Origin of the sequence: Shewanella intestini (assembly GCF_018221465.1) — a bacterium.
Lineage (GTDB): Bacteria > Pseudomonadota > Gammaproteobacteria > Enterobacterales > Shewanellaceae > Shewanella > Shewanella intestini.
On the sequence record NZ_JAAIKR010000002.1, the window covers coordinates 291,765 to 314,408 of the forward strand.

At 40.7% G+C, this 22,644-nt stretch carries 18 protein-coding genes; 16 read left to right on the forward strand and 2 right to left on the reverse strand.

The window, feature by feature from the left end; genetic code table 11:
• Window positions 1-42: 42 nt before the first annotated feature.
• From ihfB to G3R48_RS04415, 12 genes are all read left to right on the forward strand, one after another.
• Window positions 43-330, forward strand: coding sequence for an integration host factor subunit beta (ihfB, locus tag G3R48_RS04360; protein WP_153663429.1), 288 nt, complete (start codon window positions 43-45; stop codon window positions 328-330).
• A gap of 122 nt (window positions 331-452) precedes the next feature.
• On the forward strand, window positions 453-737 hold the full coding sequence (locus G3R48_RS04365; RefSeq protein WP_212593212.1) for a LapA family protein: 285 nt from the start codon (window positions 453-455) through the stop codon (window positions 735-737).
• A gap of 1 nt (window position 738) precedes the next feature.
• On the forward strand, window positions 739-1,902 hold the full coding sequence (gene lapB, locus G3R48_RS04370; RefSeq protein ID WP_153663433.1) for a lipopolysaccharide assembly protein LapB: 1,164 nt from the start codon (window positions 739-741) through the stop codon (window positions 1,900-1,902).
• A 20-nt stretch (window positions 1,903-1,922) separates the two neighbouring features.
• Window positions 1,923-2,621, forward strand: coding sequence for an orotidine-5'-phosphate decarboxylase (gene pyrF / locus G3R48_RS04375; protein WP_153663435.1), 699 nt, complete (start codon window positions 1,923-1,925; stop codon window positions 2,619-2,621).
• Between the two features lie 35 nt (window positions 2,622-2,656).
• Window positions 2,657-3,208, forward strand: a complete 552-nt coding sequence (locus G3R48_RS04380) for a DUF2058 domain-containing protein (RefSeq protein ID WP_153663437.1) — start codon at window positions 2,657-2,659, stop codon at window positions 3,206-3,208.
• 343 nt (window positions 3,209-3,551) lie between these two features.
• Window positions 3,552-4,211: a GntR family transcriptional regulator gene (locus G3R48_RS04385; RefSeq protein WP_153663439.1), complete on the forward strand. Its 660-nt coding sequence runs from the start codon at window positions 3,552-3,554 to the stop codon at window positions 4,209-4,211.
• A 27-nt stretch (window positions 4,212-4,238) separates the two neighbouring features.
• Window positions 4,239-5,117: a methylisocitrate lyase gene (gene prpB / locus G3R48_RS04390; protein WP_153663441.1), complete on the forward strand. Its 879-nt coding sequence runs from the start codon at window positions 4,239-4,241 to the stop codon at window positions 5,115-5,117.
• Between the two features lie 50 nt (window positions 5,118-5,167).
• Entirely contained in the window at window positions 5,168-6,295 is a 1,128-nt protein-coding gene (gene prpC / locus G3R48_RS04395) for a bifunctional 2-methylcitrate synthase/citrate synthase (protein WP_153663443.1), read from the forward strand.
• A 56-nt stretch (window positions 6,296-6,351) separates the two neighbouring features.
• On the forward strand, window positions 6,352-8,946 hold the full coding sequence (gene acnD / locus G3R48_RS04400; RefSeq protein ID WP_153663445.1) for a Fe/S-dependent 2-methylisocitrate dehydratase AcnD: 2,595 nt from the start codon (window positions 6,352-6,354) through the stop codon (window positions 8,944-8,946).
• Window positions 8,947-8,996: 50 nt separating this feature from the next.
• A complete protein-coding gene (prpF, locus tag G3R48_RS04405) occupies window positions 8,997-10,199 on the forward strand; it encodes a 2-methylaconitate cis-trans isomerase PrpF (RefSeq protein WP_153663447.1) in 1,203 nt (400 codons plus the stop codon).
• Between the two features lie 255 nt (window positions 10,200-10,454).
• Entirely contained in the window at window positions 10,455-12,008 is a 1,554-nt protein-coding gene (locus G3R48_RS04410) for an AbgT family transporter (protein WP_153663449.1), read from the forward strand.
• 598 nt (window positions 12,009-12,606) lie between these two features.
• Window positions 12,607-14,448 (forward strand): cation:proton antiporter, encoded by a 1,842-nt coding sequence (locus G3R48_RS04415; RefSeq protein WP_153663451.1) that lies wholly within the window; start codon window positions 12,607-12,609, stop codon window positions 14,446-14,448.
• 169 nt (window positions 14,449-14,617) lie between these two features.
• Here G3R48_RS04415 and bcp read toward each other — a convergent pair whose 3' ends face one another.
• The gene (gene bcp / locus G3R48_RS04420; RefSeq protein WP_153663453.1) at window positions 14,618-15,088 is read right to left on the reverse strand and encodes a thioredoxin-dependent thiol peroxidase; all 471 of its coding nucleotides are present in this window, start codon (window positions 15,086-15,088) and stop codon (window positions 14,618-14,620) included.
• A 44-nt stretch (window positions 15,089-15,132) separates the two neighbouring features.
• Complete coding sequence (locus tag G3R48_RS04425; RefSeq protein WP_153663455.1) at window positions 15,133-15,675, reverse strand: glycine cleavage system transcriptional repressor; 543 nt, start codon at window positions 15,673-15,675, stop codon at window positions 15,133-15,135.
• A gap of 284 nt (window positions 15,676-15,959) precedes the next feature.
• Here G3R48_RS04425 and dapA point away from each other — a divergent pair, with 284 nt between their 5' ends.
• From dapA to G3R48_RS04445, 4 genes are all read left to right on the forward strand, one after another.
• Complete coding sequence (gene dapA / locus G3R48_RS04430; RefSeq protein WP_153663457.1) at window positions 15,960-16,844, forward strand: 4-hydroxy-tetrahydrodipicolinate synthase; 885 nt, start codon at window positions 15,960-15,962, stop codon at window positions 16,842-16,844.
• Between the two features lie 3 nt (window positions 16,845-16,847).
• Window positions 16,848-17,948, forward strand: a complete 1,101-nt coding sequence (gene bamC / locus G3R48_RS04435) for an NlpB/DapX family lipoprotein (RefSeq protein WP_153663459.1) — start codon at window positions 16,848-16,850, stop codon at window positions 17,946-17,948.
• Between the two features lie 205 nt (window positions 17,949-18,153).
• Complete coding sequence (locus tag G3R48_RS04440; protein ID WP_153663461.1) at window positions 18,154-19,236, forward strand: efflux RND transporter periplasmic adaptor subunit; 1,083 nt, start codon at window positions 18,154-18,156, stop codon at window positions 19,234-19,236.
• On the forward strand, window positions 19,233-22,325 hold the full coding sequence (locus G3R48_RS04445; RefSeq protein ID WP_153663463.1) for an efflux RND transporter permease subunit: 3,093 nt from the start codon (window positions 19,233-19,235) through the stop codon (window positions 22,323-22,325). Before G3R48_RS04440 ends, G3R48_RS04445 begins: the two co-directional genes overlap by 4 nt.
• Window positions 22,326-22,644 lie beyond the last annotated feature (319 nt).

Below are 22,644 nucleotides of genomic sequence, written 5' to 3' on the forward strand. Positions count from 1 at the left end.
ATTAGGCGACTGGGTTTGGCTTGATAATAGGGGATAGCTAAGATGACAAAATCTGAACTTATCGAAAAACTCGCCACCAGACAGTCGCAACTGTCGGCGAAAGACGTAGAAAGTGCCATTAAAGAAATGTTGGAGCAAATGGCTTCAACATTGGAAACCGGAGATCGAATAGAAATCCGCGGTTTTGGCAGCTTTTCTCTTCATTTTCGTGCGCCACGTACTGGTCGCAATCCAAAAACTGGAACCTCAGTTGCTTTGGAAGGCAAGTATGTTCCGCACTTTAAGCCGGGTAAAGAACTACGTGAACGTGTAGATGCTGTTAATCATTAATTAGTATCTGAATAAAAAGCCTCCATTTGGAGGCTTTTTTGTCTCTAATGCTAAGCAAAGCTAGTCACAAGGCATAATTTCTTAGATAATCATTTTAATAAGAAATAAAGTTGGAGCGGATAGTGAAATCATTTTTTGCCATTGTTATCGTTGGATTATGTTTCGTTCTTGCGTTAGTTTTTGGTGCTCGCAATGAGCAAGTTGTCACCATCAGTTATTTTGTTGCTCAAGGGGAATTTAGATTACCCATTGTGCTTGCCGTGGTGTTTTTAACTGGCTTCATTATCAGTTGGTTGTTTGCTTCATATTATATTTTACGTTTGAAAATACGATTGCGTAAACAGAATAAGCAATTAGACAAATTAACTTTACAACATGAGCGTCAAATAGAGGATACGGCAGCGTAACATGCTGGAATTGTTATTTTTACTCTTACCAATTGCTGCTGGCTACGGCTGGTACATGGGACGACGCAGTGTCCGATTGAGTCAGAATCATCAATCAAAAAAACTCAGTCGTGATTATTTCACTGGGTTGAACTTCTTATTGTCTAATGAATCAGACAAAGCCGTTGATTTATTTATTAGCATGCTCGATGTCGATGACGAAACCATCGATACGCATTTATCACTCGGTTCACTATTTCGCAAACGTGGTGAGGTCGATCGTTCAATACGCATCCACCAAAACCTTATTGCGCGTCCAAGTTTAACTACCGAACAGCGCGATATGGCGATGATGGAGCTTGGCAAAGACTATTTAGCCGCTGGATTTTATGATCGAGCTGAAGAAATCTTTTCCAATTTAGTTAGCCAAGATGAACACAGCGAAGAAGCTGAGACTCATTTAATATCAATTTATCAAGTAACTAAAGAATGGCAATCTGCCATTAATATCACCAAGCGATTACCACGCAAGCGTCAACAAACGCTAAAACATACAACGGCGCATTTTTATTGCCAATTAGCCGATGAAGCTAATTGCGACACTGATAAAATAAAATTATTCCAACAAGCATTAAAACAAGATGAGTTATGTGGCCGCGCATGGTTATCTTTATCATCCTTATATCTTGCTGTTGATGATGTTGCTGGTTGTAAAAAAGCCCTCGATAATTTGATAAAAGCTGACGTCACATTGTTTGTGGATGCCATTAATGTGGCCAAAGAAATTTATATTGACAAAAACCACGACAAAAGCGGTTATAACGATCTATTGACGTCTGCTATCGATAAAGGTGCTGGAGCCAGCGTTACCGTCGCATTAGCTGAACATAAAATGAGTTTATTACAAGACTCAGAAGCAGAATCAATGATGCTTGAAAGTTTATACCGCCATCCAACAATGCGCGGCTTCCAACATCTTATGAAATTACAAATTAAACAAGCCGAAGATGGTCAAGCAAAAGAAAGCTTAACCATGCTGTCGCAACTTGTTGAACAACAAATAAAATTCAGACCAAGTTTTCGTTGTAATGCCTGTGGTTTTCCATCTCACAGTCTTTATTGGCATTGCCCGTCATGTAAAGAATGGGGCAGCATTAAACGCGTAAAAGGTTTAGACGGCGAATAGTTAATAAATAGAGGTAAAGTATGTCCACTAAATCAATTGTGGTTGCACTAGATTATGATAATGCAGAGCAAGCACTTTCATTGATTGATCAATTAGATCCAAATATGTGCCGATTAAAAATTGGTAAAGAAATGTTCACTTTATTTGGTCCTGAATTTGTCAAACAAATCCACCAGCGTGGCTTTGATTTATTCCTTGATTTAAAATTTCATGATATTCCAAATACTGTTGCTAAAGCTGTTGCCGCAGCAGCTCAATTGGGTGTTTGGATGACAAATGTTCACGCAAGTGGTGGTTTGGCTATGATGCAAGCGGCTAAAAATGCGTTAGTGCCTTATGGTGATAAAGCACCATTACTTATTGCGGTAACAGTATTAACTTCTATGTCAGATGAAGACTTAGCGTTGTTAGGTATTGATGCACCAGCACATGAGCATGTTATGCGTTTGGCTAAACTGACCAAACAGGCAGGTCTTGACGGTGTAGTTTGTTCAGCGCAAGAAGCCGAACATTTGAAATCACATCTAGGACAAGAATTTCAATTGGTCACTCCAGGTATTCGTCCTGAGGGTAGCGATGCTGGCGATCAACACCGTGTAATGACTCCTCAAAAAGCCATTGCAGCAGGTTCGGATTTCTTAGTCATTGGTCGACCAATTACCAAAGCATCAGATCCACTTGCTGCTTTAACGGCAATATATCATTCATTACAAAGTTAAGAATTGATTTATCACGTAAATTGATAGGTACCAATATGGCTAATGCATTACAAGAACAGTTATTAAAAGCGGGTTTAACCAGCAAACAGAAGGCACGTGATGTAAAAACTCAACAACGCCGGAATAAAAAAGCCAAAGTTGATGATGGCAGTGCTGCGCTTAAAGAACAAATTGCCCAACAAAAAGCGCAACAAGCCGAAAAAGATAAAGCATTAAATGAACAACGCTTTGCGCTTGCATCTGAAAAAGGTCAAGTACGCAGCTTAATTACTGAATTTAATCAACGTGCGATTAAACTTCCGTCGGACGGCGAAATTAAATTTAACTTTACGTTAGAGAACAAAATTTATTCTTTGTATATTAATGATGAAATCCAAAAGCAATTGCTTAATGGTAGCTTGGGCATTGTTCGTCATGAAGATAAAAGTTATGTTGTGCCACATAAATTGGCAGAACGAGTAAATTTACTTGTCCCTCAATGGTGTGGCTATTTATTTGATGCCCATTCGGGTACCAGTCATGCACAAGTAACTGATGAAGACGATCCATATGCAGGTTATGAAATACCTGATGATCTTATGTGGTAACACTTTGTATATCGGCATTAGCAATAATTATTGCTGATGTCGATGTCCATTATTTGCAGCCATTTTCGCTCCACCCCCCTCTCTTTTTTCTATTTGCTAATTTCAGCTTTCCTATTCATCTTCGTGTTGTTCCTAAGCACAGAGCTATTGCTTTTATTTTTTCAATGTTTATAGATTATCACTTTGTATTTTGTCGACAATAGACTGTTTAAAGTAGCCCATATCCACCAAAGTGGATTAATAAAATCAATTTTGTCGACAATTTGCTCGGGTTTAACTTGACCTAGATCACACTTGTACGTATGGTAGTCGCCATAAAATAACAAACCATTAACGAGTAGACATGATTCAATCTCCTGCTGTCACAGTTGCAGATAAAACTTTTATTCAACTTCGCAATGATATCGTTGAAGGTGAGATTGCTGCTGGCAGTAAATTGAGCGAACAAGAATTGTCGACAAAATTTCAAGTCAGCCGCGCAGTTATTCGTGAAGCCATTAATCGATTAGAAACCTGTCATTTAGTCGAGCGTAAAGCTAACGTAGGTGCCAGAGTCGTTTCATTAACCACAGAAAGTTTGATTGAACTTTATGTTATTCGCGAATCTCTTGAGGGAATGGCGGCGCGACTTGCGGCTGTGAATATGACATCTGAAGATATTGACGGCCTACAACAATTACTTTCCCGTCATAGTGAGCAAGTCAAAGGTGGTGAATCATATTATCAAGAAGCAGGGGATGTAGATTTTCATTACCGAATCATTTTAGGTAGTAAAAACAAACAATTAATTAATTTGCTTGTAGATGGTTTGTACCACTTAGTCAGAATGTATCGGGTACAGCTAGGAATGGTTGGTCCACGGGTGACCACTGCATTTGATGAACATCAACATATTGCACATGCAATTACCAATAACGATCCTGAGTTAGCTGAATTGTTGATGCGCCGTCACATTATGTATTCAAAAAATAATATTGAAGCCCAATTAAATTTATACAAATAACTGCGACACAAATACAAGGAATGAAATATGAGCGCTGGAAAAAAATTTCGTGAAGCTTTGGCTGCAAACCATCCATTACAAATTGTCGGTACGATTAATGCTTATTCGGCCATCATGGCAAAACAAATCGGTCATCAAGCCATTTATCTTTCTGGTGGCGGTGTAGCCAATGCATCATACGGTTTACCTGATTTAGGCATGACATCACTTAATGATGTCCTTGTCGATGTTCAGCGGATCACCGCCGCTTGTGACTTGCCATTGTTAGTTGATATTGATACAGGTTGGGGCGGAGCATTTAATATCGCCAAGACGATAAAAGACATGGAAAAAGCCGGTGCAGCAGCTGTACATATGGAAGATCAAGTGGCACAAAAGCGTTGTGGACATCGCCCGAATAAAGAGATTGTTTCAACAGAGGAAATGGTCGATAGAATTAAATCAGCCGTTGATGCCAGAGCCGACCCAGACTTTTTTATTATGGCGCGTACGGATGCGTTTGCACAAGAAGGTCTAGACGCTGCAATTGCAAGAGCTAAAGCTTATGTTGCAGCTGGCGCCGATGGCATTTTTGCTGAAGCAGTTAAAACACAAGCGCATTACCTTGCATTCTCACAAGCACTCGATGTTCCCGTTCTCGCCAATATTACTGAGTTTGGTCAAACAGAATTATGGAACAAACAACAACTAGGCGAGTGGGGCGCTTCAATGGTGTTATATCCATTAAGTGCATTTAGAGCGATGAATAAAGCCGCAGAATTGGTTTATAACCATATTCTACAAGATGGCGATCAACGCGCAGTTGTCGACACCATGCAAACACGTATGGACTTATATGATTACCTTGGTTATCACGACTACGAACAAAAGCTTGATAATTTATTTGCTGAAGGAAAAAATAAATAAGCAATTCAATAATAAAAATAAAATGTTAGTACACAAAAGGATGATAAATCATGGTAGATAAAAAATTAGCAGGGGCAGGATTACGCGGACAAAGTGCAGGCGAAACATCGCTTTGTACTGTGGGGCAATCAGGGTCAGGTTTAACTTATTGCGGATATGATGTAGCTGATTTAGCAGAAAATGCGACATTTGAAGAAGTGGCTTATTTACTGTTTAACGCGCAATTGCCTAATCAAACTCAATTAGATAATTACATTATGCAATTAACAGCGCTACGAGATTTACCTCAAGCGTTAAAAGAGGTATTACAACGCATACCTGCCGATGCACACCCAATGGATGTTATGCGAACTGGTTGTTCTTTTTTAGGAAATTTAGAGCCTGAAGTTGATTTTAACGATCAGCATAAAGCAGCTAACCGCCTACTTGCCGCGTTCCCTGCCATTATGTGTTACTGGTATAAATTCTCTCACGAGGGTGTTGAAATTGATTGTGTGACTGACGAAGCCTCATTAGCTGGTCACTTCTTGAAACTGTTGCGCGGCAGAACGCCGTCAGATCAACACCGAAGAGTAATGGATGTGTCATTAATTTTATATGCTGAGCATGAATTTAATGCTTCCACTTTTACCGCGCGAGTGTGTGCCTCAACGTTGTCAGATATGTATTCATGTATTACCGGCGCAATTGGTTCATTACGTGGACCGCTACATGGCGGAGCGAATGAAGCGGCAATGGATATGATTCAAACCTTTACATCTCCTGTGGATGCTAAAGCGAAAATGGCAGAAATGTTAGCCAATAAAGAGAAAATAATGGGCTTTGGTCATGCCATTTATCGTGAATCAGACCCTCGTAACGTGATTATCAAAGCATGGTCTGAGAAGTTAGCCAAAGCTCATGGTGATACATCCCTTTATGATATCTCAGTCGCTTGTGAAGAATTCATGTGGGACACTAAAAAGTTGTTTTGTAATGCAGACTTCTTCCATGCTTCTGCTTATCATTTCATGGGGATTCCAACAAAATTATTCACACCAATTTTTGTCTGCTCACGCCTGACTGGTTGGGCTGCACATGTGATGGAACAGCGTTCAAATAATCGCATTATTCGCCCAAGCGCAGATTACACTGGCAGTGATTTGCGTCCTGTAACGCCAATTTCTACCCGTAAATAATAATTATAACAACAACACCAAGGTTAGTGCCTTGGTGTTTTTACATGGATGAAGTTATGAATAATCAATATCGCAAACCACTTCCTGAGTGTGGTGTCGATTTTTTTGATACCAAAGAAGCGGTCGAAAATATCAGTAAAGGCAGTTATAAAACCTTACCTTATACCGCCAGAGTATTAGCTGAAAACTTAGTTAGACGCTGCCAACCTGAAAAACTTGAATCTTGTTTGTTACAGATAATTAATCGCAAACGTGATTTAGATTTTCCATGGTATCCAGCACGTGTCGTTTGTCATGATATTTTAGGCCAAACCGCATTAGTTGATTTGGCTGGCTTACGTGATGCTATTGCTGCAAAAGGTGGCGATCCTGCAAAGGTTAACCCTGTTGTTCCGACTCAATTGATTGTCGACCATTCTCTGGCAGTAGAGCATGCGGGTTTTGATAAAGATGCATTTGCTAAAAATCGTGCAATTGAAGATAGACGCAATGAAGATCGCTTTCACTTTATAAATTGGACTAAAACGGCGTTTAAGAATATCGATGTCATTCAACCCGGTAATGGCATTATGCATCAGATTAACCTAGAGAAAATGTCACCGGTTATTCAATCTCGTGACGGTGTTGCTTTCCCTGATACCTTAGTTGGCACCGACAGCCATACTCCGCACGTTGATGCTTTAGGTGTTATTGCGATTGGCGTGGGCGGCCTTGAGGCTGAAAGCGTCATGCTTGGACGTCCATCATATATGCGTTTACCTGATATTGTTGGCGTAGAGCTAATGGGACAACGTCAAGCTGGGGTTACCGCAACAGATATTGTGTTGGCGATCACTGAGTTTTTGCGTGGTGAGCGTGTTGTTTCGACTTACCTTGAGTTCTTTGGGGAGGGCGCCGCTAACTTAACATTGGGCGATCGCGCAACCATTTCAAATATGACACCAGAATTTGGCGCAACGGCGGCAATGTTTTATATTGACGATAAAACGATTGATTATCTACGCATTACCGGCCGCGACGAGCTGCAAATTAACTTAGTAGAACAATACGCTAAACAAACCGGCTTATGGGCAGATGAGTTACGCGATGTTGAATATGAACGCGTACTGAAATTCGATTTATCATCTGTTGGTCGTAATATTGCTGGGCCTTCTAATCCGCACCGCAGAGTGGCAACCACACAACTTGCAGACAAAGGCATTGCTCAACCAACAACAGTTGCACAAGATGGTCAAATGCCTGATGGCGCTTGTATTATTGCAGCAATTACCAGTTGTACAAACACTTCCAACCCACGCAATGTTATCGCGGCAGGGCTAATTGCCCGTAATGCCAATGCCAAAGGATTAACCAGAAAACCTTGGGTTAAAACCTCACTCGCTCCTGGTTCAAAAGCGGTTGAGTTATATTTAAAAGACGCCAATTTATTATCTGAACTGGAAGCACTTGGATTTGGTATTGTCGGCTTTGCTTGCACGACGTGTAATGGCATGAGCGGGGCATTAGACCCAGTTATTCAACAGGAAGTAATTGAACGCGACTTATATTCAACGGCAATATTGTCAGGTAATCGTAATTTTGATGGCCGCATTCACCCGTATGCTAAACAAGCATTTCTGGCATCCCCGCCTTTGGTTGTTGCCTATGCTATTGCCGGTACAATTCGTTTTGATATTGAACGCGATGCGCTCGGTCAGGATGAGTTTGGTAATGATGTCACTTTAAAAGATATCTGGCCATCAGATGAAGAAATTGATGCAGTTATTAAACAAAGCGTTAAGCCTGAACAATTTAGACAAGTGTACGAGCCGATGTTTGACATTAAAGTCGAATATGGCCGTGATAACAATCCACAATATGATTGGCGACCACAAAGCACCTACATTAGACGTCCACCGTATTGGGAAGGGGCATTAGCAAGCGAGCGTACCATGAAAGCTATGCGCCCGTTGGCGGTGCTTGGTGACAATATCACCACCGATCATTTGTCACCCTCCAACGCTATTTTACTTGACAGTGCAGCTGGTGCTTATTTAGATAAAATGGGCTTACCAGAAGCAGACTTTAATTCTTACGCTACCCACCGCGGAGACCACTTAACCGCCCAACGTGCAACATTTGCTAATCCAAAGTTGTTCAATGAAATGGTGAAAGAAAATGGTAAGGTAAAACAAGGTTCTCTTGCGCGTGTAGAGCCGGAAGGCCTAGTCATGCGTATGTGGGAAGCCATTGAAACATACATGGATCGTAAACAGCCACTGATTATTATTGCCGGTGCAGATTACGGCCAAGGCTCATCACGCGATTGGGCTGCCAAAGGTGTGCGCCTAGCGGGTGTAGAAGTGATTGTTGCCCAAGGGTTTGAGCGTATTCATCGCACTAATTTAGTGGGTATGGGCGTATTGCCGCTTGAATTTACCGGTGGTGAAACCCGCCATACATATCAAATCGATGGCACTGAAACTTTTGATGTTTTAGGTCAACCTAAACCTGGCGCGATGCTTAATTTAATCATTCATAAATCCAATGGCGATGAAATTAACGTGGCGGTTAAGTGTCGATTAGATACTGCAGAGGAAGTATCGATTTATCAAGCTGGCGGTGTATTACAGCGCTTTGCGCAGGATTTCTTAGCTTCTGAATCGGTTTAACTAGTTGAAAGGGCATAAGGATCTGACCTTATGCCCGTATTAGAGGTGTTATGTCTTTCAAACCCCAATTAAAAATTCCAGCAACTTATATGCGTGGTGGCACCAGTAAAGGTGTGTTTTTTGCTTTAACCGACTTACCGAATGAAGCTCAGCAAGCTGGGGCGGCGCGTGATGCGCTGCTTTTACGGATTATTGGTAGCCCAGATCCATACGCTAAACAAACCGACGGTATGGGCGGTGCGACATCTAGTACTAGTAAAACGGTGATTGTTTCTAAAAGCACGCAAGTGGATCACGATGTGGATTATTTATTTGGCCAAGTTGCTATTGATAAACCATTTATCGATTGGAGCGGCAACTGCGGTAACTTAACGGCTGCGGTAGGGGCTTTTGCCATTAGTCATGGTTTGGTGAGTGCTAGTCGAATTCCTGATAATGGCATTGCGATTGTGCGTATTTGGCAAGCAAATATTAATAAAACCATTATTGCCCATATTCCAATGCACAACGGTGAAGTGCAAGAAACCGGTGACTTTGAACTCGATGGTGTGACTTTTCCAGCGGCTGAAGTGTTGGTTGAGTTTATGGCGCCTGCGGATAAAAATGCCGCCATGTTCCCTACTGGCAATGTTGTCGATGACTTATTATTACCAGAGTCGGTAAGTGAATTTGCTCAGCGCGGACTTTCAAGTATTCGCGCGACCATGATAAATGCAGGTATTCCGACTATTTTTGTCAATGCTGTCGATATCGGTTTTACTGGCAAAGAATTACAAGATGCAATTAATAACGATGCGACTACATTGGCTTTTTTTGAACAGCTGCGTGCCCATGGCGCGGTTAAAATGGGCTTAATTAATCATATAGATGAAGCCAAAGCGCGCCAGCATACACCTAAAATTGCATTTGTTGCACCGCCGGTGGACTATGTTGCCTCAAGTGGAAAAAGCATAAAAGCTGATGAAATTGATCTTCAAGTTCGGGCATTATCTATGGGCAAGTTACACCATGCGATGATGGGAACTGCAGCTGTTGCAATTGCTGTTGCAGCAGCCGTAGAGGGCTCATTAGTCAATATTGCAGCCGGCGGTAAACCCAGAAGCCAAGTCGTGTTTGGACACCCATCTGGCACACTAAAAGTGGGGGCAAAAGCCAGCTTTACTCAGGGAAACTGGCAAGTTGAAAAAGCCAGTATGAGCCGCAGTGCTCGGGTTCTGATGGAAGGTCATATCAGAGTACCAGAAACACGTTAAGGCGTTGTGTTGATGTTCAAAATACGATGACGCGTGAGTGAACCTCACATTCACGCGCTATGGTAAATCTCTTCAGCAAGTTATATTAACTTATCTAGTTATGTTACTGCTTCAGTTCACATTTGTTGGTCTTTCTGTTCTTTTCTACTATTTTTTAAGCTTATTTACAGACTTGTTTTTTACTCTGCAATAGATATGGAAAGAATAAATAATAATCTGCTTAGTTCTATTGGATTGAGCAAGGGGAAGCAATAAATGAGTAGCAATCAACAACCATTAGCATCGCAGCCTAACGGCTTATTCAACCGAGCACTGGATGGCATTGAAAGGGTGGGAAACAAGTTACCTGATCCTGCGATGTTATTTTTAATATTAATGTTTAGTGTTTGGGTCATTTCAGCACTTTTATCGGGGATTAATTTTGAAGCCATTGATCCACGTACCAATAGCCCCATAGTAGTGAACAACTTACTAAGCGCTGATGCATTAACTCAGTTTTTAACCAGTATGGTTACCACTTTTACCGCCTTTGCGCCATTGGGGGTTGTCTTAGTTGCCATGTTGGGAGTAGGTGTGGCAGAACAATCTGGCTACATTAATACGGCATTAAAGCAAATGCTTAAAATAACGCCAATAAAGTTTTTAACCCCTGCAGTTGTTATTGTGGGGATTATTTCTCATACCGCAACAGATGCAGGTTATGTGGTCGTTATTCCGTTAGCTGGGGTGATTTTCTTTACTGTAGGACGACACCCATTAGCGGGTATTGCTGCCGCGTTTGCTGGTGTGTCAGGTGGATTTTGCGCCAACTTTATCCCATCTGGTATCGATCCATTATTGCAAAGTTTTACTCAGTCAGCAGCGCAAATTGTTGACCCCGACATTCAAGTTAATCCACTAAACAACTGGTTCTTTGCGGCTTCATCATGTATCCCAATTACCTTGGTTATTTGGTATTTAACCGACAAAATTTTAGAGCCAAGACTGAAGAAAACCCATGAAGTAAAAGCTGAAGAAGTCGATTTACCTAAAATGGAGCAGGTAACGCTGCAAGAGCTCAAAGCATTTAAGATTGCTTCATCAGTCATGTTATTGGCCATTGTTGGCTTTTTCTCACTAACGATCCCAGAAACCTCAACATTGCGTGATAACAACGGCTCATTAACCAGTTTTAGTGCACCGTTGATGCAATCGATTGTGCCGTTAATTTTTATCTTCTTTATGTTGCCTGGCTTAGTTTACGGCTATTTAACCGGTGCATATAAAACTTCAGCCGATGTCGTGCAAGCAATGTCAAAAGCGATGAGTGGTATGTCGCATTATATTGTAATGGCATTTTTCTGTGCTCAGTTTGTTGCCGCGTTTTCAGCTTCTAACCTCGGTGCATTGATTGCTATTGAAGGTGCGGGCGGCTTAAAGGCACTTAATTTAGCGCCAGAAGTGACCGTAATTGGTATGATCTTCTTGGTGGGATTTGTTAATTTATTTGTTGGTTCTTCTTCAGCAAAATGGGCATTAATTGGTCCGGTGTTAGTCCCAATGTTAATGCAGCTCAATATCAGCCCAGACTTATCACAAGCGGCTTATCGTGTGGGTGACTCAAGCTCAAATATTATCACGCCATTAATGCCGTACTTTCCATTGGTGGTTGTCTATTGTCAACGCTATGTCAAAGGCATTGGTATTGGTACGTTAATCTCAATGATGCTGCCATTTAGTTTGGCGTTATTGTCAGTCTGGAGTGTATGGTTACTGATCTACTGGTCAATTGGCTTGCCCTTGGGATTAGGCTCTAGCTACGTGTATTAATACAAGCATTCATTTTAATGTATGTTAAATATGCAATCTAATCAGATTATTTAATTGCTTCCTTACAATATAACAAACAGGTCAATCAACAAATTGGCCTGTTTTATTTTATGCGCCATTTGCTTACGTCAATGATAGTGTCAAAATGTGGATAACCTTAGGTTGGTAACTATTTACCCCAATAATGTATGTTCATCTTTTGGCTTTGGTGGGGAGCATTTAGCATAAATGCTGTCTCGACAACTTTAGCATTTAAATGAAATACGTATCACTGCGTATTTAAGATTACCTAATTTTAAACGGTGTAAAAGGCAAGATAAATTCCAGCGCTTATTTTTATAAAATACCTTGTAAAATAGATAAGCATACATCCCAATAGTCTCTTTATCCCATTAAACAATCCATTGCGTCCTTATTATGTCAGGCATATTTCTTTTGCAGTTAACCATTTTTTGAGCTTATTGATTAAATTTGGATTTAAACAACATAAACTGATTAATTTTCTTAAACTTAACATGTATTGATTTGTGGTAATGATTAGTATCACTTAGCGTTTAAATTTTTCACCGCAATTGATTGTAGAAAAAGGATTATGATTATGGTTGAACACATTACGGCAATGTTGGCCCTAATTGGTGTGCTATCGCTTGTGTGTCAGTGGTTAGGGTGGAAGCTACGCTTACCTGCGATATTGCCGTTACTTTTGTGCGGTTTATTGTTAGGCCCTGGTCTTGGAATACTTGACCCCGATGCTGTTTTTGGGGATTTATTATTTCCGATTATTTCTTTAGGTGTTGCTGTGATTTTATTTGAAGGCGCATTAACACTCAATGTTAAGGAAATACGTGATCACGGCCGCATGGTGACGCACTTAGTGTCCTTTGGCTCAGTCATTACTTGGGGTTGTATTGCACCCGCAGTACATTATATTTTAGGTTTCGATTGGTCCATTGCCTTATTGTTTGGTGCGTTAGTTGTCGTTACGGGCCCAACGGTTATTGTACCCATGTTAAGGACAGTTCAACCTAACACCAAGTTGTCGAGTATTTTACGTTGGGAAGGCATCATTATTGATCCCATCGGCGCATTGCTTGCAGTTTTAGTATATGAATATATTGCAGTAACAGCCGATCCCACATCACATGTGATCCATGCATTAGGACTGACTTTAATTATTGGTTTAGGTTTGGGGAGTTTAAGTGGTTACATCATTGGGGTGGCATTAAGGCGTAATTGGTTTCCTCATTACCTGACTAATGCCGCGGTATTAACCACTATGCTGGGGATTTTTGTTGGCTCTAATATTATTCAAGAAGAAGCTGGGTTGTTAACGGTCACAGTGATGGGCTTATGGCTTGCGAATATGCGCGGTGTTGACATTACTGAGATATTAGCTTTTAAAGAGACCCTCACGGTATTACTGATTTCAACTTTATTTATATTGTTAGCGGCGAGGTTAGATTCCAATGCCATGTTAGATCTGGGTTGGGAAGGACTCGCTGTGCTATTTGTGGTGATGTTTATCGCGCGGCCATTAAGTATTTGGTTGTGTGGCATTGGGACTAATTTAACCACAAATGATAAGTGGTTTTTAAGTTGGGTTGCGCCAAGGGGGATTGTCGCGGCGGCTATTTCTTCTTTATTTGCCATTAAATTAGAAGCGTTGAGCTTTAAGGGAGCCAGTTCTATTGTGCCATTAGTGTTTTTGATTATTATTGGCACGGTTGTTATTCAAAGTCTAACGGCTGGACGTTGGGCACAGTTTCTTGGTGTAAAACAAGGCTCGCCTCAAGGTATGTTGATTTTTGGGGCTACACAGTTTAGCCGTGAGTTAGCTAAAATTTTACAGGATAAAGACATTGGGGTATTACTGGCTGATACCAACTGGGATAATATTCGCCAAGCAAGAATGGCAAACTTACCGGTGTATTTTGGTAATCCAGCATCCGAACATGCCGAAACCTATATGGATTTAAGTGGTATCGGTCGAGTTTTGGTGTTGTCACCATACAGGCAGCTTAATCCGCTGGTTAGCTTTCACTTTCAAGATTTACTAGGGCAAAAAAATGTATTTGGATTAACAAATACTGACTCAAGCAGTGCCCGACATCAGCTATCAGAAGCTTATTTACAACGCTTAGGTTTGTTTGGTGACAATATCTCTTATGCCAAAATTGCAACTATTATGGCCAAAGGGGGAGTACTGAAAGTCACCAATTTAACTGAAAGCTTTACTATTGATGATTTTAAAAAACGTTATGGTGAAACGGCTATTCCATTGTTATATATCACTAGAACGTCAAAGGTGAGGGTGATTTCATTAGAGCATAATCAGGCGTTGCCAACAGATATTGAATTAATCAGTTTGTTGCCAGCTGCAGCGCAGGCTAATGCCAACGCTGAGATAATCAATACGACGAGCTGCAATGTCGAGGCTTAACAGTGATTAACAAGAGGGGACTGATGGATATGTTGACACTGAAGTGGCAGGTATACAAAACGAGTCAGCGTTGTTAGTCAGAACATTGAACAAATGAGTAAACAAATAAAAAACCAGTCACAATGACTGGTTTTTTTAATCGAAAACAATTTTTATTACTGCTTTTTATTTACACTACTTTTACCGTATTGAGTAAAACTTGATGATGTTCTTTGGTTTTAAACTTGTTGATAAAGTGACTAATTTTACCATCAGTACCAATGACAAAACTCAAGCGATGAATTCCGTCGTAGATTTTTCCCATGAATTTCTTTTCTCCCCATACCCCAAATGCATCCGCAACGGCATGGTCTTCATCGCTGAGTAGATGAAAATTAAGCGCTTGTTTATCAGAGAATTTTAGTAAACGTGAAACCGGATCCGGACTGACCCCCAAAACGGTTATGTTTAATGAATCTAGCGCTGATTTACTATCGCGTAACCCTTGCGCTTGTATCGTACAACCAGGCGTTGAGGCTTTAGGATAAAAATAAACTAACACTGGACCATTTTTTAGCATTTCTGCTAATGAAATGGTCTCACCGAATTGGTTTTGAAGTGTGAACATTGGTGCATTATCACCGGTATTTAAGGTTTTCATATCGTTCCATTGACAATAATAAAAGGAAAGTGACTACATTAGCATTACGGCGCGGCAATGCCTTGCATGCGTTTGATGTTACAGTCTAATTGCAGTTGATTGGCTAGATCATGAATGCTGTTTTCTAATGTTGCTAAATCAACTTTTTCAGGAATGTTGATGGAGAGCAAAATAGTTTGAGTGTGAATGCCCTTATCATTATGCTCATCCGCATGAGAGCGAACCGCAGCAAGATCAAGTGAACGTTCATGTAGAAACTGTGTAATGGTATTCATTGTCCCGCGTTGATCTTCTCCATAAAATGACACTTCAATACGTGAAATATAATTTTGCGGGGTATGTTTCGAGGTACGCTTCATTACCGTCATTAATTCAAGTTCAACACTTAAACTAGGTAAACGAGTTTCAATTTGAGTTATTGAGGACCAAGAGCCTGAAATCATCATGATTAATGTAAACTCATTACCAAATAGTCCCATGCGACTGTCGACAATATCGCATTCACATACACTGACTAAGTTGGATATCTTTCCAACAAGACCTGGACGGTCTACTCCCATCGCTGTCACGACCATATAATTGGTCATACGGTTTCCTCATTGTGTTACTTACTACTGACACTTATGTAAACACTACATAAAGCCATACATATTTTTAAAATTAATCTTATCATACCTTGAGATTAATCCGACGCCATCGTTTAAAAAACTGTTACAAACTGATATTGCATGAGCAAATGAACCGTTTAACTATCTTGACATAAATCAGTGACTAAACGTGAACAGCATTTTTTAATTTCGATGATGCAAACGCTTGTCATTGCTTGAAACCATCAGTAACATAGCGATTCCTGAATCCTTGGGGAATGTAGATGTTAAACGGAAGCATAGTAGCCTTAATCACACCAATGAATCGTGATGGCTCAGTAGATTATGAAAGTCTTGAAAGACTGGTTGAATTCCATATAGAACAAGGTACCGATGCCATTGTCGCAGTTGGCACCACTGGTGAATCAGCAACACTACCAAATAAAGAACATGTACAAGTAGTGAACCAAACCGTTAAATTTGCCGCAGGTCGAATTCCTGTTATTGGCGGTAACGGTGCCAATGCCACTGCTGAAGCGATTGAATTAACGCAAGCGATGAAACATAGCGGTGTTGATGCAATGCTTGGTGTGACGCCATATTATAATAAGCCGTCACCTAAAGGGTTAATTGCGCATTATACTGCGATTGCCCAAAGTACTGATATCCCTCAGATTTTATATAATGTCCCCGGTCGTACATCGGTTGACATGTTACCAGAAACGGTCGCTAAACTGGCTGTGATTGACAACATTATTGGTGTAAAAGAAGCGACGGGTGATGTATCACGTGTGGCGCAGCTACGTCAGTTATGTGGTAACGACTTTAAGTTATATAGCGGAGATGATGCAACGGCATGTGAATTCTTATCACTTGGCGGTAATGGTGTCATTTCAGTTGCTAATAATATTGCCCCTAATGCATTTAAACAAATGTGTGATGCTGCGCTTAATGGCGATCAAAAAAAAGCACAACAAATAAATAGCACAATGGCCGGTATTTATGGCTCATTGTTTAGCGAAGCAAACCCCATTCCTGTGAAATGGGCGGTTCATCGCATGGGGTTAATCTCAAATGGGCATATTCGTCTGCCTTTAACTGAACTTTCTGACGAGTTTCATGGTCTGTTGTTAGAGACAATGCAACAAGCCCATATTAAGGTGCAATAATTTATGATAAAAAAAGCCACCCCTGTGTTATTACTTTTAGCCGTTACAGCGTGTTCTACACCTATTGAACGCAGACAAGTTAACGGCAATGACGATTATACGAATGTTCAAGTGTCACCGCTATTGACTATTCCTGCTGGGTTAAGTGAACCAAATTACAGCAAAGAGTATGATATTCCAAAAGTCGCTGCGCAGGTTGCAAATAGTCCTGTTGGAAAACAACTTGATATTAGACCGCCACTGCAAGTACTACCAATGGCAGAAGGGACTCATGTCGAAGAAGGTTCTGATAACATTAAGGTAGTTATTGAAAGTATTGACAACGATGTCAATCTAAAACAAGAGATCTTTGCTGATGTCATTGGTTATTTAAACAAAAATAACATCAATATTCGTAATCAAGACACCACAACAGGTGTGATTGAAACGGATTGGATCAAAAGCACTGAAGTCATGGATTCAAGTCTTTGGGGCGCAGATAAAGAATATATATTACGCCAACGCTACAAATTCACTGTTGATGTCAAACCACATGGACGTTCTGGCGATCTAAAAATTGATCTTGTAGAACATGAAGAAAGTTTTGACGAAGAAATTCAAGATATCTTACTAACTAGTGATGACAAACGTCGTTATACTATTGATATGCTAAATAACGCGATTGCTTATGTAAGTGTTAACCGAGAAAAAGCCCTGCGTGAAGCACGAATTAAACGCAGTTTAGGTATTAAATTATCACTGGTTCGTCCAACTGAAGAACAGGGTGCTTATTGGTTAGCGGATGCCAAATATGACAATACATGGGATCGCTTGCGTGTAGTGTTACCTGAACTGGGTTTTGAAATTGTCGATATGGATAAGAGCAAAGGCCTCTATTATGTAACATTAGATGATTCAGGTGGATTTTGGAGCTCTATATGGGGCGATAAAGACCTAAACCTAGAAAAGGGCAACTATCGCATTATGATTGAAGAGGGTAATGAGCCTGATAATACTAAAATTTTGTTTAAACATGTCGATGATGAACCGATAGCTGATGAAGCCATTATCGAAGTTTATGACAAAATTAGCGAGTTAATGGAAGAAGACCGCAAAGTACGTTAATTCATTTACTCGATATAAAAGAGGCCTTTTAGGTCTCTTTTTTTTGTTTTAAACGCTGATTTTTCAGAATGGATGTTGCAAGGTATGTCTGTGGGTTGAAATTTGTAAACAAAAGTAAAACAACTTGAACCATCACGTAACAATGTAAATAATGTTAGCTTCGATAATCGATATCACTTTATTCGTTTGCAGGCTAAAAGACAAAATGAAAAATATAATAATAACGTTGTTGGTATTAGCTGGTATTGCATATGCCTATTACAATAGTCAATCTGAAAAGACTTTAGCCAAAAAAGAACGCCCCATTCCCAATGTGGTCGTTGCAAATGCAAAAATGATGCAGGTCCGTGATGAAGTTGAAGCGATCGGAACCGGCAAAGCTTACGAATCAATTACAGTCACTTCTAAAATCAGCGAAATTATTACCAGCTTAAATTTTGAAGATGGTCAATTAGTTAAAAAAGGCCAATTACTGGTACAACTGCAAGATACCGAACAACAAGCTAAAGTGCGTGCGGCTTCAGTCGTGTTAAAAGAACACATTAGAGAATTTGACAGAATAAGCTCGTTAGTCACCAGTAAAACCGTTGCAGAAACAGAAAGAGACAGACTACAAAGCCTCATTGATTCAGCACGGGCGGTGCTCGACCAAGAAGTAGCTGCGCTTGCTGATAGAACCATTAACGCGCCTTTTAGTGGCCGTCTAGGTATTCGTAATGTGAGTCGTGGTAGTTTTGTTACCCCATCACAAGCCATCACCACTTTAGATGATGTCAGTAAAATCAAACTCGACTTCTCGGTACCTGAGCGTTTCATCCAAGAGTTACAGGTTGGCAAACAAATTTTAGCTGAAACCGTCGCCTTTCCAGACACCATTTTCAAAGGCAAGGTGACCGTTGTTGATAGCCGTGTTAATCCCGTCACACGTGCTGTTATAGTCCGTGCAATAGTGCCAAATGCTGATCACGCGTTATTGCCAGGCATGTTGATGAAAGTCAATTTGATTAAACAAAGCCGTGAAGCATTATTATTGCCAGAGTCGGCCATTATTCCCATTCAAGATAAACACTATGTTTATTTAGTAAATAGCGAAAATAAAATCGAGCGTTTACAAATTCACATTGGGCTGCGTACCCGTGGGTGGGTTGAGGTCGTTGACGGCCTTAAGGTAGGTGACCCAGTAGTTATCCGTGGCCTCTTAAAAGTACGACCTGGTGATACGGTCACGCCAGAACAAGCAGAACGATTTCACTTTGCCTTAAAAGGTAATGCGGAGACTGCAGCATGATTTTAACGGATATTTCGGTTAAACGTCCCGTATTTGCATCAGTCATTAGTATCTTGCTCATCATTATTGGTTTAGTGTCATTTGAAAAACTACCATTACGCGAGTATCCCAACATTGACCCACCAATTGTGTCAATTGACACTAGCTACCGCGGCGCTAGTGCCTCGGTGGTTGAAAGTCGTATAACACAACTTGTTGAAGATAGAATAAGCGGTGTTGAAGGCATTAAACATGTCAGTTCTCAAAGTCGGGACGGCCGCTCAACTGTCACATTACAATTTAATGTCGGTCGCGATATTGAAGCGGCAACGAATGATGTTCGAGATAGAGTCTCAAGTTTATTAGATAACCTGCCAGATGAAGCCGAGCCACCTGAAGTGCGTAAAGCCAATGGCGGCGATGAAGTGATTATGTGGCTTAACTTAGTCTCTAATCAGATGTCGACGCTTGAACTTACCGACTATGCCAGGCGTTATTTGGTCGACCGATTCTCAGTTTTAGATGGTGTTGCTAATATCCGTTTAGGTGGCGGGAAAGTTTATGCTATGCGCATTTGGATTGACCGTCAGGCTTTAGCATCTCGTAATTTAACCGTAACGGATATTGAGAGCGCCCTGCGCTCTGAAAACGTGGAACTTCCAGCAGGTTCAATCGAATCTAAAGAACGTCATTTCACCGTCAGGGTGAATCGCAGCTTCTTAACTGAAGAAGATTTCGCCAACTTGGTTATTACTCAAGGTGACGATGGCTATTTGGTTAAATTGGGCGATGTCGCCAAGGTCAATATTGGCTCTGAAGAAGAGCGCATTATGTTCCGTGGCAATAAAGAAGCGATGATTGGTTTAGGTGTTTCAAAACAATCGACAGCCAATACCTTAGATGTCGCTCGCGGCGCAAATGCCTTAGTAGATCAAATCAATCCGACATTACCAGCTGGAATGGAAATTAAACGCTCGTATGATAGTTCTGTGTTTATTGAAGCGTCGATTAAAGAGGTATATAACACACTATTTATTGCCATGTTGCTTGTTATCGTGGTTATTTACCTGTTTTTAGGTAGTGTCCGTGCAATGTTAATCCCAGCACTAACTGTACCAGTGTCGTTAATGGCGACCTTTATTGTGTTATACGCCCTAGGTTACACCATTAACCTATTAACGCTGTTAGCAATGATTTTAGCCATTGGTATGGTGGTAGATGATGCCATTGTAATGCTAGAAAATATTCATCGGCGTATAGAATTAGGTGATTCGCCATTAAAAGCGGCATTTTTAGGCGCACGTGAAGTGGGCTTTGCTATTGTTGCAACTACATTAGTGTTAATTGCTGTATTTATGCCAATTACATTCTTAGAGGGTGACTTAGGTAAGTTATTTAAAGAGTTCGCTGTCGCCATGAGCGCAGCGGTATTGTTTTCAAGCATTGTGGCATTAACACTTAGCCCAATGATGTGTTCAAAATTACTCAAGCAGACCGATAAACCAGGTTGGTTGGTTCGTCAGGTGGATAGGGTGATGGCGGCATTGAGTGCATGGTACATGCGAACTCTCGATGTTGCGATAAAACGACCGTTAATGGTGCTGGTGATTGTAATTGGTGCATTTAGTACCAGTGGTTATTTGCTTAAGATCATTCCGCAAGAATTTGCTCCGCAAGAAGACCGTGGTTCTATGTTCCTAATTGTAAACGGCCCACAAGGTGCCAGCTTTGAATACATTAAAAAGTACATGGATGAAATAGAAGGGCGCTTAATGCCACTTGTTGAAAGCGGTGATATAAAACGTTTATTGATCCGTGCGCCACGTGGTTTTGGCACCGCGGCTAATTTTTCCAATGGTATGGCAATTATCGTACTTGAAGATTGGAATGAAAGGCGAAATGCCCAAGCCATTATTGCTGACATTCGTAGCCGTATTTCTGATTTAGCAGGGGTAAGAGCCTTCCCAGTTATGCGTCAAGCATTTGGGCGCGGTGTGGGTAAACCTGTGCAATTTGTATTGGGTGGTCCAAGTTATGAAGAAATTGCGACTTGGCGAGATATTTTGCTTGAAAAAGCAAAAGACAATCCAAAACTGGTTGGCTTAGATCATGACTATAAGGAAACTAAGCCGCAATTACGGGTGCTGATTGATAAAGACCGAGCGGCAGATCTTGGGGTATCAATTGCGCATATCGGGCGGACGTTAGAAACCATGTTAGGGTCAAAATTGGTGACAACGTTTATGCGAGATGGTGAAGAGTATGACGTTATCATTGAAGGTAACCGTGATAACCAAAATACAGCCACCGACATGGAAAATATTTATGTGCGATCAGACAGAACCCAAGAGCTTATTCCATTATCCAATTTGGTCAATATTGAAGAGTTTGCTGATGCATCGTCTTTAAACCGTTATAACCGCATGCGCTCGATAACGCTTGAAGCTAACTTAGCTGATGGCTATAGCTTAGGTGAAGCGTTGGACTATTTAAATGAACTTGCACAAACCTACTTACCAACTGAAGCGGTGATTAGTTACAAAGGGCAATCATTAGATTACCAAGACTCGGGTTCTTCTATGACCTTTGTATTTGTATTGGCGTTAGGGATTGTATTTTTAGTGTTAGCGGCCCAGTTTGAATCGTATATTCACCCAGCAGTGATTATGTTAACCGTGCCTTTAGCAACGCTTGGGGCATTAATTGGCTTATGGTATACCGACCAAAGTATCAATATTTACAGTCAAATTGGGATAATTATGTTAGTCGGCTTAGCCGCGAAAAATGGTATTTTAATTGTCGAGTTCACTAACCAATTACGCGATAAAGGTGTTGAATTTCAACAAGCCATTTTACAGGCATCAGCTCAACGATTACGACCTATCTTAATGACTGGTATTACGACTGCTGCAGGTGCAATACCGCTAGTATTATCTAATGGTGCTGGCGCAGAAACCCGATTTGTTATTGGCGTTGTCGTGCTAACAGGTATTTTGTTAGCGACCTTCTTTACCTTGTTAGTTATTCCGATTGCTTATAGTGTATTTGCTAAAAATAGTAGCTCTCCGCAAACGGTTTCGAACCAACTAGAAAAAGAGTTAGCGCAATAAATTTCAGTAGTTTTAGATAAGGTTAGCTAAAACTGTTGCCCTTAACACAAAGCCAGTCGTGATGACTGGCTTTGTTATTTGTGTATGCTAATAATTATTTAATCACTAAAAATCAGTGAGATATTGAATAAAAAAACAGTAAGAATGTACTTTGTAAGCTGGTCTGTTTGAAAATAACGCCGCGATGATAAACAAAACTGAAATGAACCTAGAGCTGGGGTTAACATCGTTTTCAGCTTCATTGCAATATTAAATGATCCAATCATTGGTTATGTTAAGTTAATAACGATGGACTGATTAATATAGGGTCCATATGAAG